Raw genomic sequence first — 17,153 nt, forward strand, 5'->3', positions numbered from 1 at the left:
CCCGCCCGCCGCGCACTGCCTCCCATCCGGACTTTAACCGTCGGTCCAGGAATTTCACCTGGTCAACCGGCCGCTGGAAGCGACCGGGTCGCGGACTATAACCGCCGGTTCGGACTTTCACCGACCCCGGAGTGCGCTGCTTCTGGTACAGCATCAGTGTGCCACGTCTGATCCACGTCCATGCGGGCGAACGTCTGTGGGGTGCCTCACAGGTCGTCCGGATGGACTTCTCCGGCGCGTCGCGGGAGGTCAACTCCCGCGAGACCCCTCACGCTTGACGCGATCGTCCCTTGGTCCGTACCCATTGACCACCCTGGTCTAGTCCTCTTAAGGTCCATGATCAATGGTTTGCCGAAGCCGAGGCGTCGCACTCGCCCCTTGAGCGACCCGGCGGCGGTGACGGAGGCCCTTGCCCCGCCGCCGGGTCTCCCCATCCGGGGAGTCTTGGGCTGCGGGCGGGTGGGGCTGATCGCGCAGTTCCCCGCGCCCCTCGGGCGGGGCTTCGCCCCGATTCCCCGCCCGCCCGAAGCTCTTTGGCCGTCGGCCGGTGGGGGCTTGGCGCGCAGTTCCCCGCGCCCCTGGCGGGGCGCGCGTCTTCAGGCCGGGTTACCGGGAGCGCGGTGCGAAGAGGTCGTCCTGGGCTGATTCTCGGGCCGTCAGGAGGGCTCCGCGGAGTACCGCGCCGCCGCCCAGCGCGCTCGCGCGCACCTCGACCGGTAGCGGGGACATCCGGGTGAGTCGCTCGCCGACCCGCGTGGCCAGTACCTCCCCGCCCACCTGCCCCACCTCACCGCCGAGCACCACGCACCCGGGGTCGAGAACGGCCACGACGGACGCCGCGCCGATGGCGAGGCGGTCGGCGAGGGCGGAGAGGAAGCGGTCGGCTCCGGAGGAAGCCGAAGGGGAAGGGGAGGGAGCGGGGGAGGAAAGGGTCGCCACCGCTTGCCTCACCAGCGCCGCCGCCTCCGGTTCGCCGGGCGACACCGCTGTCGCCACCAACCCGTGGCGGGCCGCGAGTTCCGCGATCGCGGCGGACCCCGCCAGGGAGTGGAACCCGCCCTCGCAGTCCGTCGCCGAGGGCAGCGTCGACGTGCCCGGTACCGGCAGGAAGCCGATCTCGCCCGTGCCACCGGACGCCCCTCGACGGAGTCTGCCGTCGAGGACGACGGCCGCACCGGTGCCGTGGCCGAGCCAGAGCAGGACGAACGTGTCGCGGTCGCGGGCGGCGCCGTCACGCTGCTCCGCGAGGGCGGCGAGGTTCGTCTCGTTCTCGACGATCACGCGGGCGGGCAGCCGTTCCTGGAGGGCGGCGACCAGGCGGCGGTGCCACTCGGGCAGGCCGGAGGAGTCGCGGAGTTCGCCGGTGGCGGGGTCGATGAGGCCGGGGGCTCCGACGCCGACCGTGTGCAGGCGCTCCGCCCCGGCCTCCTTGGCCGCGCGTTCGACCAGCGTGACCGCCTGCTCGACGGCGGGCCCGGTGCCGGTGTCGTCCGCGATCGGCACCGACGCCCGGGCGAGTTCCCTGCCGAGGAGGTCGGAGACGACGACCGAGACACCCTCGGTGCGGACGTCGAGGGCGGCGAGATGGGCCCGGTCGGCGACGATCCCGTACAGACGGGCGTTGGGGCCGCGGCGCTGTTCCCCCGACTCCCCCACCACCTCGATCAGTCCGGCGGCCGTGAGGCGTTCGACGAGGTCGGCGACGGTGGGCCGGGACAGTCCCGTGAGCTGCTTCAACTGCCCTGCCGTCAGGGGGCCTTCCTGCTGGAGCAGGCGCAGCGCGACGCGGTCGTTGATGGCCCGGGCGGTGCTCGGTGATGCGGGCATGCCGGGATCCTCCCAGATCAGTCGCTCAGTCGGTGGCCAGTAAATCATCTATCTATCAGGCAGGGTTCCTGATAGTTTACGGCGGCAGCGCGGGGAGCGAAGCCTGGAGGGGCGGGAAAGATGGGTTACATGGTCTACGACCTGCGTGAGGTGAAGCGGGCGCGGTATGCCGTGGCCGCCGTCTTCGCGGTGCACGGAGCGGTGACGGGCTCGTTCGCGACCCGTGTCCCCTGGATCCAGGACCACGCGTCCGTCAGCACCGGCCAGCTCGGACTGGCCCTCGCGTTCCCGGCGATCGGGGCCTCCGTCGCGATGCCGCTGGCGGGCCGGATCAGCCACCGTTTCGGCGCCCGTACCGCGCTGCGCGGGCTGCTGTCCCTGTGGACGCTGTCGCTGATCCTCCCGTCCCTCGCGCCGAACATCTACACGCTGTGCCCGGCCCTCTTCGTCTACGGCGCGTCGGCGGGCATGGCGGACGTGGCGATGAACGCGCTCGGCGTCGAGATCGAGAGCCGCCTCGGAAAGTCGATCATGTCGGGGCTGCACGGCATGTGGAGCGCGGGCGCCCTGGTCGGCTCGGCGGGCGGCACCCTCGCCGCGCACCTCGGCTCGGATGCGCGCCTGCACCACGCACTGGCGGCCGGGGTCCTGACGGTCCTGGGTCTCACCGCCTGCCAGTGGGTCCTCGACCTGCGACCGGCCGAGGACGAGGCCCCGCCACCGCGCTTCGCGCTGCCACCCAAGTCCGCCCTGCTCATCGGCGCGATCGGCTTCTGCGCGGTGTTCGCGGAGGGCGCCAGCCTGGACTGGTCGGCGGTCTATCTCAAGGGCGAACTGGGTAGCTCGGCCGGTCTCGCGGCGGCGTCGACGACCGGATTCATGCTGACCATGGCGCTGGCCCGGCTCGCGGGCGACGCGGTGGTGAATCGGTTCGGCGCGGTGCGCACGGTGCGGGCCGGCGGCGGTCTCGCCGTGCTCGGCGGGCTGCTCGTCGTCGTCGCGGACCACCCCGCCGTGGCGATGAGCGGCTTCGCCCTGATGGGTCTCGGCATCGCGGTCGTCGTCCCGCTCTGCTTCGCGGCGGCGGGGCACAGCGGCCCCAACCCCAGTCAGGCCATCGCGGGCGTCGCCACCATCACGTACACCTCCGGCCTGGTCGCGCCGAGTGCGATCGGCACGCTGGCGCAGGCGACGAGCCTGGTGGTGTCGTTCGGGCTGGTCACGGTGCTGGCGTGTGGCCTTGCCGCGTTCGCGGGGGTGCTGCGCGCGGGTGAGCGCGACCGGCCCAAGGTCAGTCCCGCACCCGCAGCAGTTCCCGACCCACGGCCCTGAAGCGGTCGCTCCAGGGCGTGGGACGCAGCGTCGCGGCGTCGAGCCTGACAAGGACCCGCGTGCCGTGCGCGTACGTGAGCGCGCCGTCGGCCGAGCAGAAGCGGAAGCCGTACGTCAGTCCGGTGTTCCCCAGGCGCTCCAGCCAGAGGTGGACGGCGTACTCGCCGGGGCGGTTGATCGGGGCCTCGTAGCTGATCCGCAGTTCCTTGACGGCGTTGCAGAAGTCGCCCGCCGCCTCCCAGTCGCCCTCGTAGGCCAGGAAGCCCTGGTCGTTCCACAGGGCCGTCCAGGCGCGTTCGACCATGACCGGGTAGCGGGCGTTGTGGAGCAGGCCGAGTGCGTCCAGGTCGTCGAAGTGGACGGTGACGGGGAGGAGCCGCCCGTAGGAGAGGGCGGGGGTTGCGGGGGCTTCGGCGGTCACGGGCGGGGCTCCTGAGGGTGCCGGTGGGGATGGTGGGGACACCCCCATCCTAAGCGGCCGCTCAGGAGCCCCTGATCAGGGTGTTCGTATGCCTTCAGGTCAGCCGGCGATCGAGTCCAGCTGCTCGGCGGCGGGCCGCAGTGTCCACAGGTCGCCGCCGGGCGGTGTCTCCAGTTTCACCACCGCGGCCTGGGCCGCCCGGTCCCCCGCGTCGGCCGCCGCGTGCACGATGTCGCTCGCCGCGTAGCGGTGGAACTCCAGCTCCGGGTAGGGCCACGGCGCGGCGCCCGTCGCGGCGGGCAGCAGATAGTCGACCGCCTTGGCCAGGGTCTGGCCGTCCGGCCCCGTGTACCGCCACAGGTTCACGCCGACGTGCCGGCCGATGGCCGCGAGGCGGGTGTAGGCGACGAGGTCGAAGGTCGAGTAGTGCCAGCTGCGGGTGCGGGTGAGCTCCTGGGGCTGGCTGCCGTCCGCGGCGACCTGCGGGTCGATCCGCTTGGACTCCGCGCCGAGGACGGTCCGGCGGGCGAGGTCCTCGTCGCCGGTCGCGTACGCCAGGGCGGCGAGCTGCATGTCGTAGAAGGTGCCGTGGTTGTTCTTGGCGGCACCCTCCTCGCCGCCGAAGGCGCTGTTCTCCAGCCAGTCGCGGAAGTCGGTGTTCCAGGCGCGCATGGCGGTGCGGTCGCTCTTCGACCAGCCGGGGGCGCCCGTCTCCAGGATCGCGATCGCGTCCAGGACGCTGGTGTAGGACTGCGAGAAGTCGATGATGCCGATGGCCCGGCCGTCGTACTTGCAGGGGATGAACTGCCCGTGGTCGAGGTTCGGGTTCATCCGGGTGGCCGGGGCGAGGAACCAGGTGCGCAGGACGGTGGCGGCCTTCTCCGCGTACTGCTTCCTGCCGGTGTAGTACCAGGCGAGCGCGAGGTCGTACGTCGAGTCGAAGACCTTCTCGACGTCCTGACGGTCGGTGCCGGTGTCGACCTCGGGGTTGCGCTGGCCGTCGCGCTGGACGTACGGGCAGCCCCAGGGGTTGTCGGCGGTCTTCGGCTGGGAGGGCCACCAGTACGGAGCCTGGCTCAGGTAGTCGTGGACGTCGCCGCCGGGGGCGGGCTTGGGCTTGTCGACGACCGTCCAGGGGCCCTGGGGCAGCCAGTTGTCGGCGCGGGCCGTCAAGTCCTTGAGCGTGCGCTTCAGTTGGGGATCGCCGCGGTCGAGGCGTTGCCGGGTCTCCTGGAGCCGGGTGCCGTCGAGGACGGCGGTCCGGGGGGCCTTCGGCGCCGCGTGGGCCGAGGCGGAGGGGACGACGACCGCCGCGATGGTGGCCACGGCGGCGAGGAGGACAGCCAGACGGGGTCTTGCACTCATCAAGCCTCCGATCAGAAACGTGAACGCAGTTCATGAGTAAGACCGTGCGAGCGTAGAACCGCCAGGTACCCGTGACAATGGTCCGGACAAAGTTTCACGTACGAAGAAAGCGAAACCCACCATGGACCTCGGCGTGCGCTGGAAACTGCACGGCGACGGGCGGACGCCCGCGCCCGGAGCGGTTGTCCGCCCCGATGAACGCCTCTCGTGGCCGCGCACGATCGGGCTCGGCGCCCAGCACGTGGTGGCGATGTTCGGGGCGTCGTTCGTGGCACCCGTGCTCATGGGTCTGAACCCGAACCTCGCGATCATGATGTCCGGCTTCGCGACGGTCATCTTCCTGCTCGCCACCCGCGGCCGGGTGCCCAGCTACCTCGGCTGTTCGCTCTCCTTCGTGGGCGTCGCCGCGGTGATCCGCGCGCAGGGCGGCACCAGCGCCACGGTGACCGGCGCGGTGTTCGTCGTCGGCGTCGCGCTGTTCCTGGTGGGCCTGGCCGTGCAGCGGTTCGGGGCGCGGATCATCCATGCCGCGATGCCACCGATCGTCACGGGCGCCGTCGTCATGCTGATCGGCTTCAACCTGGCGCCCGTGACGGCGTCCACGTACTGGCCGCAGGACCAGTGGACGGCCCTGCTCACCATGCTGCTCACCGGTCTGGCCATCGTCTGCCTGCGCGGTTTCTGGTCCCGGATCGCGATCTTCCTGGGCCTGGTCTTCGGATACGCGGCCTCCTGGGTCTTCGACCGGATCTTCGGAAAGATCCACTCGGTGGACGCGAGCGGCAAGCTCACCGACCACTGGCGGCTGAACCTCTCCGGCGTCGGCAAGGCGGACTGGATCGGGCTGCCGTCCTTCCACGGCCCGTCCTTCCAGTGGTCGGCGATCCTCGTCGCGCTGCCGGTCGTGATCGCGCTGGTCGCCGAGAACGCGGGGCACGTCAAGGCCGTCGGCGAGATGACCGGCGATCCGCTGGACGACGAGCTGGGCACCGCGATCTCCGCGGACGGCGTCGCCTCGATGCTCTCCACGGCGGTCGGCGGCCCGCCCAACACCACGTACTCCGAGAACATCGGCGTGATGGCCGCGACCCGCGTCTACTCCACGGCCGCCTACTGGGCCGCCGCGGGCTTCGCCCTCCTCTTCGGCCTCTGCCCCAAGTTCGGCGCGATCGTGGCCGCGATCCCGGGCGGCGTGCTCGGCGGCATCACCGTCATCCTCTACGGCATGATCGGCCTGCTCGGCGCCCAGATCTGGCTCAACGCCCGGGTCGACCTGCGCAATCCGCTGAACCTGGTGCCGGCCGCCGCGGGCATCATCATCGGCGTCGGTGGCGTCTCCCTGAAGTTCACGGACAACTTCTCGCTCAGCGGCATCGCGCTCGGCACGCTCGTCGTGATCACCGGGTACCACGCGCTGCGGGCGATGGCCCCGGCCCACCTCAAGACCGAGGGGCCGCTGCTGGACTCCGGCACATCCTCGTACGACGAGCCGGACGATCAGCGCGCCAGCTCATAGGCGTACTCCGCCGAGAACGTTCCAGGCGTGCCCTTGCACCCGTCCGACTCCCCCGGCAGCTTCACCCACAGATAGGCGTCGATCCTGGCCTCCCCGGTGTTCAGGGTCGGCGCCCGGCCGATCTTCCGGCCCGCCGGATCGCACCACTCCCCGTCGGCCGGGGCGCCGTTGCCGTTGCGGCTGGTGTCGATGACGGCGCCCAGGCTCGCGGGGCCGCCCAGCGCGGACAGCACCTGCCGGGCGTACGCGATCTCGTCGCTCGTACGGTGGAAATTGGACACGTTGGTGAAGACACCGTTGGAGGAGGCGGCCGAGGCGGCGCCCGCCCGTGCGAGGAGCGCGGCCTGCTCGGCGGCCGGGTTCCAGGCGGAGTGGCCGGCGTCGTAGTAGACGCGGGCCCGGGGGTCGGCGGCCTTGAGGACGCGGCCGGCGCGGGCCAGCGAGGCGAAGCGGGCGGCCCGGTCGGTCGCGGGGAGGCAGCCGGCCTGGGCGACCGAGTCGGGCTCCAGGATGACGATGACCTCGTCCTCGCCGAGGCCCGCCGCGAAGTCGTCGATCCAGTCGTCGTACGCGGCGAGGTCGGGTGCGCCGCCCTGTGAGGCCCCGCCGCAGTCGCGCTGCGGGATGGCGTACGGCACGACGACCGGGACCCGGCCCTCGGCCGCGGCGCCCGCGGTCACCGCCCTGACCCGCGCGGTGATGGTGGCGGGGGTGAAGTCGGCGAACCAGACGGCGGCCGGGCGGTCGGCGATCCGGGACTCGATGACCGCGCGCCGGTGGTCGCCGGGGTGGGACGCGACCCAGTCCAGGACCTGGGAGTCGGGGTGGCTGTAGAGCAGGGCGGGGGCTGCCACGGTCGTCGGCTCCTTCCTGCTCGGGGAGGGCGTCGGGCTCGGCTTCGGGGACGGGGAGTGCCGGGACGGGGACGGCGCGGCGGAGGTCCCGGGCGGGGAGGGAGTCGGTACGGCGGGCGGCGGGCGGAGGCCGGGCGAGCGGGTCACCAGCGGTTGGGCGTCGTCGGAGGGGCGCTCGCGGTCGAGGGCGGACATCATCCCCGTCACCGCGCCGACCGCCACGACCACCGAGGCCGCCGCGACCATGGCTGCGCGCCGGGCCGCCCGCCGGTGCTCGGCCCTGCGTGCGGCCAGGCGCTGCGCACGTAAGCCTGACACGTACCGCTCCCCCCGGTTCCCACCACGTTTGCGCCACTCCCGGCCACATCCGCGCCTCCCGACACGGGCGTGTTCCCCCGTTCTGGGGATGTGCCCGGCCAGGCGGCGACTGCGGTCAGCCTAGGGCTGGGAACCTGCCCCCATGACGCAGTTGGAACAGTTCACCACCCCCGTGGACGCGGTCGCCTCCCGGATGCGCACCCTGGCGGCGACCCTGCCGGAGCGGGACGGAATCGCGGTCTTCAACCGCGTCTACCTCACCGTCACGGAGGAGGTCGAACGGCGCCTGGACGCGGGGGATTTCCCGGACGGCGAGGCCGCGGTCTCGCTGGATGTACGTTTCGCCGAGCGCTATCTGCGCGTGGCCGAGGAGGGGTCCCCGCCCGCCTGCTGGCGCCCGCTGTTCCAGTTCCGGCGCCATCCGGGAGTACGCCCGCTGCAGTTCGCGCTCGCGGGCATCAATGCGCACATCGGACACGATCTGGCGCTCGCCGTCGTGGACACCTGTCGTACGCTGCGCTGCGAACCAGCCGATCTGGAGGACGAGTTCGAGCGCGTGGGTGACCTCCTCGTCTCGCTGGAGGAGCGCGTCCGCGAAGATCTGATGCCGGGCCCCGACCTCCTCCAGATCGCCGATCCGCTCACCCATCTCCTCGGCTCGTGGAGCCTGGAGAGGGCCCGCGACGCGGCCTGGTCGGCGGCGCGGGCCCTGTGGGCGCTGCGCGGACTCCCCGACCTCGCCGAGGAGTTCGCCGACCGACTCGGCGCCGCGGTCGGTCTGGCGGGCCGGATACTGCTCACGCCCTTGGGGGACCGATCCGGCCATATCACCGCGTACGGCACGTAACTCACCCTCGTACGCGATACGTTCACGATTCAAATGCCGAATGCGAAGGAGCACAAGCATGGCTGCTCGGCTGGGTCTGAGTCTTCCTCAAACACGCCAGTTCGACATCGGTCGTGACGTCCCGGACGTGGCGCGCACGGCTGAGGAGATCGGCTACGAGAGTCTGTGGGTGTTCGAGCGCGCTCTGTTCCCGGACCCTGCCACGCAGGGGCTGTACGGCGTCCCGAACCTGCCCTGGCCCGACTTGTACCGCGGCGTCGCCGAGCCGCTGGTGACCCTGACGCTGGCCGCGGCGGCCACGCGGCGGGCGCGGCTGGGCACCAGCGTCCTGGTCGCCCCGTTGCACGGGCCGTTCCAGCTGGCCAGGGCCCTGGCCACACTGGACGCGGCGAGCGGCGGCCGGGTCGTGGCCGGTCTCGGTACCGGCTGGTCGCTCGACGAGTACGCCGCGGCGGGCGTGGCGCCGTTCGAGGAGCGGGGCCAGGTCCTGGACGAGGTCCTCGACGTGTGCCGCGCGGTGTGGGGCCCGGACCCGGTGTCGTACGAGGGCCGCCTGACCAAGATCGAGTCGGCCGTGGTCGCCCCGAAGCCGGTCCGGCCGATCCCGATCCTGCTGCCCGCCTTCAGCAAGAAGGCGCTGACCCGGCTCGTGGACCGCGGCGACGGCTGGCAGCCCGTCGCCCAGGGCGGCGCCGACCAACTCGCCGCCCAGTGGCGGCAGGTGCAGGACTTCGCGGCCGAGCGCGGGCGCACCGAGCCGATCCAGTCGGTGGCACGGATCAACACGCGTTACTCCGCCAAGGCCTACGACGGCGCGGACCGCCAGCCCTTCCAGGGCAACGTCGACCAGATCGTGTCGGACCTGGTGCCCTACGCCGAGATCGGCCTCGACGAGTACTTCGTCGACCTCCAGGACGGCCCGCGGGACGCCGAGGAGCTCAAGGACCTGGCCGCCGAGGTGTACACGGCGGCGCGGGCGGCCGGAATCTGACCGGGCCGCCCCACGAAGGCCGGCCCGGCTAGGACCTGTCCTAGTCCTCGGGCAGTTCCACCGGCGCGATCTCGTCGTAGACGTCGCCGGGCCCGGGGTTGGTCGGGTCGGTCGCCCCGCCCAGCTGGTGCATGACGCCCCAGACCGCGTTCAGGGCGGTCTGTACGGCGCCCTCGGCCCAGCCGGCTGTCCAGGAGATGTCGTCGCCGGCGAGGAAGATGCCCCGCTTGTCCTCGGGCAGCGCGTCCTGCATGAAGTGCGTGAACAGGCGGCGCTGGTAGCGGTAGTGGCCGGGCAGGTTGGCCTTGAACGCGCCCATGAAGTAGGGCTCGTTCTCCCAGGACACGGTCACCGGGTTGCCGATGATGTGCTTCCTGATGTCGACCTTCGGGTAGATCTCGCCGAGCGACTTCAGCATGACCTCCATCCGCTCGTTCGCGGACAGCGGCAGCCACTTCAGGCTGTCGTCGCACCACGTGTACGAGAGGCAGATGACGGCGGGCTTGTCCGGGCCCTCGTCGAGGAGGTAGGTGCCGCGGGTCATGCGGTCGGTGAGCGTCATCGACATGACGTCCCGCCCGGTCTCCTCGTCCTTGTCCAGCCAGAAGGGCCGGTCGACGGGCACGAAGAGCTTGGAGCTCTCCATGTAGTGGGTCCGCTCCATCGCCGTCCAGTGGTCGATCGGGAAGAGCGAGTCGTCGCAGGCGATCTTGGAGAGCAGCATCCAGGACTGGGCGGTGAAGATCGCCGCCTTGAAGGTGCGGATGTCGCCGTTCGCGTCCGTCACCGTGATCCGGTTGCCCGCCGTGCGGTGCAGCCGGGTCACGGCCGGGCGCGGGGCGCCGTCGTGCAGCTTCGCGAGCGAGGTGCCGTACGCCCAGTGCACGATCTTCTGCGGCTCGCGCTCCCACAGGCGCAGCGGCAGCTGCTGGGAGCCGCCCACGATGCCGCGGTGGTGGTCGTCGGCCTCGGTGTAGACGACCCGCAGGATCTCCAGGATCGAGTTCGGGAAGTCGGTGTCCCAGCCGCCCGTGCCGAAGCCGACCTGGCCGAAGATCTCGCGGTGCCGGAAGGACTTGAAGGAGTCCGAGTCGCAGAGGAAGCCGTAGAAGGTCTGGTTGTCGAGCTTCTCGACGAGCTTCGCCCAGATCTCGCGGATGCGCGGCACATCGCGCTCACGCATGGCCTGGTTCATGTCGGAGAAGTCGGCGCCCTCTTCGAGGCAGGCGTTCCAGGCGTTCATCACGTCGCGGTAGACCTGCGGCAGGTCGTCGACGGTGGTCGCGTAGTGCGACTCACCCTTGAGGTCGACGACCGTCGAGGGAGTGGACTCCGCGAGCGGGTTGGGGAACGGCCGGGTCTCCAGACCCACCAGGTCGATGTAGTGCTGGAGGGCGGTGGAGGAGGGCGGGAAGCGCATGGCGCCCATCTCGGCGGTGAGCGACGGGTCGCACCCCTCGAAGCCCACGGTCCGCAGGCGACCGCCGATCTCGTCGGCCTCGTAGACGACGGGCTTGAGGCCCATCTTCATCAGCTCGTAGGCGGCCACGATGCCGGACAGGCCGCCGCCGATGACCGCGACCTCGGTGCCGTGCTCGGTCGCGGGTATCTGGCCGAGGCCCGCCGGATGGGCGAGGAAGTCGTCGTACGCGTACGGGAAGTCCGGGCCGAACATGGTGATCGGCGGCTGCTGCGCGTCGGCGTGCTGGACGGCGGTGGGCACCGTGGACGTCATGGGGTACGGACTCCTTGCGGGAAAGCTGGTGAGGGGAGGCGCCGGGGGCGGCCGGGTGTCAGACGAGCGACCCGTAGAGGCCGGGGCGGCGGTCCTTCAGATACGGGTTCGCCTCGCGTGAGGCCGCGAGGAAGTCGGGGTCGGCGTCGGCGAGGACGAGTTCCTCACCGCGTCCGGCCCTGGAACGGGCGATCCCGTCGGGGCCGGCCAGCGTGGACAGTCCGACGAACTCGAACTCGCCCTCCGGGCCGACCCGGTTGACGTACGCGACGTACATCTGGTTCTCGAAGGCGCGCACCGGGACGACGGACTCGGCGACGAACTGGAAGGGGTGCATCTGCGCGGTCGGCACGACGAGGAGGTCGGTGCCGGCGAGGGCGTGCGCCCGGACATTCTCCGGGAACTCGACGTCGTAGCAGATCATGAGGCCGACGCGGAGGCCGTTCAGGTCCGCCTGGACGACGGGCTGCTCGCCGGGCGTGAAGTGGTCACGCTCGAAGCAGCCGAAGAGGTGGGTCTTGCGGTAGTTCGCGAGGCGGGTGCCGTCGGCGGAGATGAGCTGCGCGGAGTTGTGGACCGTCTCGCCCTCGCGCTCGGGGTAGCCGTAGACGACGGCGACGCCGTGGCGGGTGGCGATCTCGGCGACCGCGTCGGCGGAGTCCCCGTCGGCGGGCTCGGCGAGGCGGGCGATGTCGTCGCCGATCGCGTACCCGGTGAGGAACATCTCCGGCGCCGCCACGAGCCCGGCGCCGGCAGCGGCGGCGCGGCCCGCGGCCTCGTCGAGGACCTTCAGGTTCTCGACGACCGAGCCGGGGCGGCCGGAGCTCTGGAGCAGGGCTGTGCGCATGCGTGGTCCTCACGGGTACGGAGGGGTGTCGGGGGCTGCTTAGACGGTACGGGCGGGGGGCTCGGGGGGACAAGGAGGAGCCGTTGCGCGCCGGTGGACGAATCGTTGCGTGCGCCCCGCCTCCGGCGGCGATTCGTTGCGCGCCCTCGGACGGGGCCCGAAACCCCTGAGGCGCAGGTCACAGACGTCGTGACGCGCCGTCGCGACCTCGCCGTGACGAGCCGTCCCGGCCGCCCGGCCCGCGTCCCGTTCTCACAGCGCGCGCAGTCGCTCCACGATCTCGCGCAGCAGCTCGGGGTCAGCCGCCGGGCCGCCCGGTTCCGGCCGCCGCGGCGCGTCGATGCGTACGAGACCGGCCTCGGCCAGATCGCCGAGCAGCACGCGTACGACGGTCAGGGGCAGGTCGGCGTCGGCGGCGAGCTCGACGACCGGCCGGGGTCCGTGGCGCACCAGGGCCAGCAGGGCGGCGCCGGCGTGGTCGACACCCGGCCTGCCCCCGTCCGTCCTCAGGGCGGTGACCCGCGACATCAGATCGATCGTGTGCCGGTCCGAGGGCCGGGTCCGGCCCCGGGTCACGGTGTAGGGCCGCACCATCGACCCGGTCTCGTCCTCGTACCAGTGGTCGTCGGTCACGGCCGGGTCAGGGGCCCGCGGGGTCGGCGGCCGACCGTACGGCAGCGGCCATGTGGCGGCCGACGCGGCGGACCAGCAGCGCCATCTCGTGGGCGAGCTGTCCGACGTCCGTCTGCACCTCGCTCAGGACGGCCAGCCGGCTGCCGTCGCCCGCCGGGGTGATGAAGAGGTAGGCGTCGTCGAGCATCACCATGGTCTGGCGCACCTCCCCCGCGGCGAAGCGTTCACCGGCCGAGCGGGCCAGGCTGTGGAAGCCGGAGCAGACGGCGGCGAGGTGCTCGATGTCCCGTCGGCGCATGCCGTCCGAGCAGCTCAGCGGGAGGCCGTCGGCGGTGAGGAGCACGGCCTGGCGGACGTGGTCGGTCCTGGCCACGAGGTCGTCGAGCAGCCAGCCGAGGTCCGTGCCGGGCGGTTCGGGGGTGCTGCCCTGGGGCTCGGAGGCCCGGTCGGAGTGCTCGGGGGTCTGGTCACGGAGCATCGTCGGCGTCCGTCCCTTCCTCGGTGTCGGTTCGCCGCTCGGATCCGGACCCGGTGGGCAGGCCCTTGCGGCCGCGGTCGAGGCCGCGCTGGAAGGCGCCGAAGACCGCGCGGACCTCCTCGGGGGTGGCCTCGCGCTCCGACGGTTCGTCGGCGGCCGGGCCCTCGGTGCGCAGTTCGGGGGCGAGGGAGGTCTGCCGGACGCGGGTGGGCAGCGCGGGCGGGCTCGCGGCGGGAGCGCTCTCCGGCACACGGTCCGCGTGCCGCTCAGGTGCCTCCGGCTGTTTCTCTGCACGGTCCGTGTGATGGTCAGATGCCTCCCGCTGTTTCTCAAGGACCGCGGTGCCCTTCCGGGAGGTCTCGGAGGTCCGGGACGTCTCGAAGGTCCGGGAGGTGCGCGACGGCAGTGCCCGCGGGTCCGTGTCCGCCGCCGGCTCCGGCCGCTCGGGGTCGACCGGCGCGAGGACCGCCTCCGGCAGCAGCACCACCGCCGTCGTGCCGCCGTACGGCGACCGGCACAGCGTGACCTCGATGCCGTGCCGTGCGGCGAGCCGACCCACCACGTACAGCCCGAGCCGGTCGTGCCGGGTCGGGTCGAAGTCGTCCGGCGTGGTGAGGGTGCGGTGGGCCTCCTCGATCTGTTCGGGTTCGAGACCAAGGCCCCGGTCGTCGATCTCCAGGACGAACCCGCCCCCGGCCCGCCCGGTGCGCAGGGTGACCTGGGTGTGGGGCGGTGAGAACACGGTGGCGTTCTCCACGAGTTCGGCGATCAGATGGACGACGTCGGCGACGGCGTCCGCCGCCACGCCCACCTCCGGCATCGGCGGGACCACGACGCGCGCGTACTCCTCGATCTCGCCCACCGCGGAGGCCACCACGCGGGCGACCGGTACGGGCCTGCGCCATCTGCGGCCGGGCGCCGCGCCGGAGAGGATGATCAGGCTCTCCGCGTGGCGCCGCATCCGGGTGGTGAGGTGATCGATCCGGAACAGGTCGTCCAGGACGTCCGGGTCTTCGGTGCGCCGCTCCAGCGTGTCGACCAGTTTGAGCTGGCGGTGGACGAGCGCCTGGTTGCGGCGGGCGATGTTGAGGAGCACCGCGAACAGCCCGCGGCGCAGGGTGGCCTGCTTGACGGCGGCCTCGACGGCCGCGAGGCGGGCGGTGTTGAAGGACCGGCCGACCTGGCCGATCTCGTCGGCTCCCGCCTCCCCGTCGGCCAGGGGCGGTGCCTCGGTGGCGGCGTCCACGTCCTCGCCCGCGCTGAGCCGCCGCATCACGTCGGGCAGTTGGCGGGTGGTGAGGACGTCGGCGGCGTCCCGGAGGGTCTCCAGGCGGCGCGAGATGCGCCGGGCGCCGCGCACGGCGAACCACAGGGACAGTCCCACGGCGGCGAGTCCGAGTACACCGACGATCGCCGCCTTGGCCAGCTCCCGGTAGGCGAAGGCCCGTCCGCGTTCGGCGGAGTTGACGGCCGACCGCGTGCACAGCTGCATGTACCGCTTGACGGCCCGGTCGGTGGTGGTGCGCCAGGAGCCGGCCGCGACGGCCTCCCCCGCACTCCGTGCGCCCGCCCGCAGCAGGGCGTCCTCACCCCGGGTCAGCTCCCGGTACAGGGAGCCGCGCTGGAACTCCTCGAAGAGGGCGCGCGAGTCGGCGGGGAGGTCGGGCACATACGTCCGCTCGAAGACCCGGCGGTCCTCGATCGTCGCGGTGAGCGTGTCGTACTGGCGGTCGGTGAGCGATCCGGCGGCTCGCGCCCCGGCGACGAGGGCGTCCTCCCGCGAGACGAACTCCCTCACCCGCACCAGCTCGATGACGACCTGGGCCTCGCGTGCGAGCTGTCCGGCCTGCAGCGCGGTGAGGGCGGACTGGACGTCGAAGCCCGGCTCCACGAGGGCGCCGTACTCGGTGACCGCCCGGTCCCAGCTGATGGCGCGGGACAGCACCCGCTCCCGCAGCCCCTCCAGCCCGTCGAAGGAGCGCAGCACGGCGTCGAGCACCTGCCGCTGCCTGCCGGAGAGCCGCCCGCGGTCGCCGTCCCGGATCGCCGTCCGCAGGGCGGTCACGGCGCGGTCGGTGCGGCGCTGTTGTTCCATCAGGTCGAGGGCCGCCGCCGTGCCGTGGTCCGCGCCCAGGTAGGCGGCCGCGAGCCGCCGTTCGATCTGGATCTGGCCGACCGCCGTGTCGACGGGTGTCCCGAAGTCGTCGTACACCCCCTGGACCCGGACGAGCGCGCGCAGTTCGCCGGTGACGGACACCATGGCGAAGCTCCACAGCACCATGAGGGCGACCACCGGTGCGAGCGCGAGCGCCACGATGCGCGTACGGACCGTGGTGGGACGGCCGAAGGACCAGCGCATGGACTCCCCAGGACGACAGGACGGTCGGGTGGCCGGGCGACGGTTGGTTACCCATCGGTGTTACTCGCTGGTAGCGGGCGCGGATCAACCTACGTGATGGCGCGCCCGCACCGCAATGGTTTCCTGGACCGTCGCTCGGTTCAGACGGCGAAGGTGGTGACGACCGCGGCGTGGTCCGAGGGCCAGTCGTTGCCGGCGACCTCGGGCCAGGGGCGCGGGGTGCCGGTGACGAGCGCCCGGGAGTCGAGCACCGTCAGCCCCCGGTGCAGCACGAAGTCGATCCGGTCCTGCGGCTCGGGCCGCCCGCTGCCGTCCTCGTGCTCCACGTGGACCGGCGACCAGGTGTGTCCGGGCTCCCGCACGGGGTCGGGGTGGGCCTCGCGGTAGGAGTCGCGCAGGCCCGCCTCCTCGGCGGCCCTGGTCACGGGCCACTCGACGTCCGGCCAGTCCAGGTGCGAGGGCGCGTTGAAGTCACCGACCAGGACCACGGGGACCGCCTCGGTGGCGGACTCGGTGATCCGCCGCAGGATCTCCCGCATCTGCTCCAGCCGGACGCCCTCGTGGGCGATCAGCTCGGCCGCCGGGAGCCCGTCGAAGCGGGCCTCGTAAGGGCCGTACGGCGTGTAGTCGAGGTGGGCGCTCCAGACGTCCACCTCCTGGCCGCCGTCCAGCCGGACGCGCACTCCGGTGCCGCCGTAGAAGCCGACGTCCGGGTCGCCGTGGCGGGCGGTGATCGGGTAGCGGCTGATGACGCCGAGGTTCTCGCCGGCCCGGTGGTGGTGCCAGCCGAGGGCCTCGGCGAGCTCCTGTGCCGAGGTGCCGTACGTCTCCTGGAGGCCGACCACGTCCGCGCCCGTCCCGGCGATGACCTTGAGCTGCTTCTCGCGGTGGTCGTCGACCTTCGTCCCGCCGTACCAGAGGTTCCAGCTCATCACCCGCAGCTCGCGGGGCGCGACCATGGCGCGCAGCCGGGCCGCGGTCACCTCCTCCAGGCTGGTCAGGACGGTGCGTCCGGGTACGGAGTCGATCGGCGCGAGCGAGGGCACGGCGAGCACGGCGCACCCCGCGGCCTCGGCGGACGCCACACCCGTCTCGGTGTCCTCCACGGCCACACACGCGGCGGGATCGACGCCGAGGGCGCGGCAGGCAGCGAGGTAGGGGTCGGGGGCGGGCTTGGTGCGTTCGGTGTCGTCGGCCGTGACGGAGACCGCGAAGTGTTCGGCGCCGAGGGCCGCGAGGACAGTGTCGGCAACCGCGCGCGGCGACGCGGTCACGAGGGCGGTGGGGACACCCTCGCGGACCAGTTCGCCGAGGAGCCGCAGCGCGCCCGGGCGGGGCACGATGCCGGTGCGGACCCGGTGCGCGAACTCCCGGTGCAGCTCGGTGGCGATCTCCCCCACCTCGGCGCCCGTGATCCCGCCCAGCCAGGCGGCGGTGTACTCGACGGGCCGGCCGAGCACCTCCGGCTGGTCGGCCCCGGTCAGCCGGCGCCCGAGCCCGTCGGCCACCTGCTCCACCGCCTCCCACCACAGCCGCTCGGTGTCCACGAGCGTGCCGTCCATGTCGAACAGGACGGCCTGGAGGGGGAGGTGGGGGGAGGTGGTGCGGAGGGTCACGGTGCTCTCTTTCA

14 protein-coding genes and 1 riboswitch are annotated in these 17,153 nt (G+C 72.4%); of the genes, 4 read left to right on the top strand and 10 right to left on the bottom strand.

Going from position 1 to position 17,153, the window contains the following annotated elements; translation table 11 throughout:
- Positions 1-8 precede the first annotated feature (8 nt).
- Positions 9-139, bottom strand: a riboswitch (FMN riboswitch).
- A 467-nt stretch (positions 140-606) separates the two neighbouring features.
- Entirely contained in the window at positions 607-1,827 is a 1,221-nt protein-coding gene (locus KVT44_RS05725) for an ROK family transcriptional regulator (RefSeq protein WP_217566311.1), read from the bottom strand.
- A gap of 120 nt (positions 1,828-1,947) precedes the next feature.
- Between KVT44_RS05725 and KVT44_RS05730 the strand changes: the two genes are divergently transcribed.
- Positions 1,948-3,159 (top strand): MFS transporter, encoded by a 1,212-nt coding sequence (locus KVT44_RS05730; protein WP_217566312.1) that lies wholly within the window; start codon positions 1,948-1,950, stop codon positions 3,157-3,159.
- Here KVT44_RS05730 and KVT44_RS05735 read toward each other — a convergent pair.
- Together KVT44_RS05735 and KVT44_RS05740 are read right to left on the bottom strand one after the other, a co-directional pair.
- Positions 3,119-3,580: a thioesterase family protein gene (locus tag KVT44_RS05735; RefSeq protein WP_217566313.1), complete on the bottom strand. Its 462-nt coding sequence runs from the start codon at positions 3,578-3,580 to the stop codon at positions 3,119-3,121. The genes KVT44_RS05730 and KVT44_RS05735 overlap by 41 nt on opposite strands.
- Before the next feature lie 99 nt (positions 3,581-3,679).
- Positions 3,680-4,945: an alginate lyase family protein gene (locus KVT44_RS05740; RefSeq protein ID WP_217566314.1), complete on the bottom strand. Its 1,266-nt coding sequence runs from the start codon at positions 4,943-4,945 to the stop codon at positions 3,680-3,682.
- Positions 4,946-5,066: 121 nt separating this feature from the next.
- Here KVT44_RS05740 and KVT44_RS05745 point away from each other — a divergent pair, with 121 nt between their 5' ends.
- Positions 5,067-6,461 carry a uracil-xanthine permease family protein gene (locus KVT44_RS05745; protein WP_190173407.1) on the top strand — a complete coding sequence of 465 codons (1,395 nt, stop codon included), beginning with the start codon at positions 5,067-5,069 and terminating at the stop codon, positions 6,459-6,461.
- On the opposite strand, the gene KVT44_RS05750 is transcribed toward KVT44_RS05745, so the two are convergent.
- On the bottom strand, positions 6,443-7,561 hold the full coding sequence (locus KVT44_RS05750) for a glycoside hydrolase family 6 protein (RefSeq protein ID WP_217566498.1): 1,119 nt from the start codon (positions 7,559-7,561) through the stop codon (positions 6,443-6,445). The genes KVT44_RS05745 and KVT44_RS05750 overlap by 19 nt on opposite strands.
- A 214-nt stretch (positions 7,562-7,775) precedes the next feature.
- On the opposite strand from KVT44_RS05750, the gene KVT44_RS05755 reads away from it, so the two are divergent.
- Both KVT44_RS05755 and KVT44_RS05760 read left to right on the top strand, forming a co-directional pair.
- Positions 7,776-8,480, top strand: coding sequence for a DUF5995 family protein (locus KVT44_RS05755; RefSeq protein WP_217566315.1), 705 nt, complete (start codon positions 7,776-7,778; stop codon positions 8,478-8,480).
- Between the two features lie 58 nt (positions 8,481-8,538).
- A complete protein-coding gene (locus KVT44_RS05760) occupies positions 8,539-9,471 on the top strand; it encodes a TIGR03619 family F420-dependent LLM class oxidoreductase (RefSeq protein WP_099923806.1) in 933 nt (310 codons plus the stop codon).
- A 40-nt stretch (positions 9,472-9,511) separates the two neighbouring features.
- Here the strand turns inward: KVT44_RS05760 and KVT44_RS05765 are convergent, their stop codons facing one another.
- The 6 genes from KVT44_RS05765 to KVT44_RS05790 all read right to left on the bottom strand — a co-directional run bounded on the left by KVT44_RS05765 (position 9,512) and on the right by KVT44_RS05790 (position 17,139).
- Positions 9,512-11,206 (bottom strand): NAD(P)/FAD-dependent oxidoreductase, encoded by a 1,695-nt coding sequence (locus tag KVT44_RS05765; protein ID WP_099923805.1) that lies wholly within the window; start codon positions 11,204-11,206, stop codon positions 9,512-9,514.
- A gap of 58 nt (positions 11,207-11,264) precedes the next feature.
- Positions 11,265-12,053 (bottom strand): carbon-nitrogen hydrolase family protein, encoded by a 789-nt coding sequence (locus KVT44_RS05770; RefSeq protein WP_217566316.1) that lies wholly within the window; start codon positions 12,051-12,053, stop codon positions 11,265-11,267.
- A gap of 252 nt (positions 12,054-12,305) precedes the next feature.
- Positions 12,306-12,686 carry a DUF742 domain-containing protein gene (locus KVT44_RS05775; RefSeq protein ID WP_308313918.1) on the bottom strand — a complete coding sequence of 127 codons (381 nt, stop codon included), beginning with the start codon at positions 12,684-12,686 and terminating at the stop codon, positions 12,306-12,308.
- A 7-nt stretch (positions 12,687-12,693) separates the two neighbouring features.
- Positions 12,694-13,164, bottom strand: a complete 471-nt coding sequence (locus KVT44_RS05780) for a roadblock/LC7 domain-containing protein (RefSeq protein WP_099923803.1) — start codon at positions 13,162-13,164, stop codon at positions 12,694-12,696.
- Positions 13,154-15,523, bottom strand: a complete 2,370-nt coding sequence (locus tag KVT44_RS05785; protein ID WP_217566317.1) for a nitrate- and nitrite sensing domain-containing protein — start codon at positions 15,521-15,523, stop codon at positions 13,154-13,156. The genes KVT44_RS05780 and KVT44_RS05785 overlap by 11 nt, the downstream gene beginning before the upstream one ends.
- Before the next feature lie 140 nt (positions 15,524-15,663).
- Positions 15,664-17,139, bottom strand: a complete 1,476-nt coding sequence (locus KVT44_RS05790) for an HAD-IA family hydrolase (protein WP_308313919.1) — start codon at positions 17,137-17,139, stop codon at positions 15,664-15,666.
- Between the last annotated feature and the right edge of the window lie 14 nt (positions 17,140-17,153).

Source organism: Streptomyces sp. GbtcB7 (assembly GCF_019091445.1).
GTDB lineage: Bacteria > Actinomycetota > Actinomycetes > Streptomycetales > Streptomycetaceae > Streptomyces > Streptomyces mirabilis.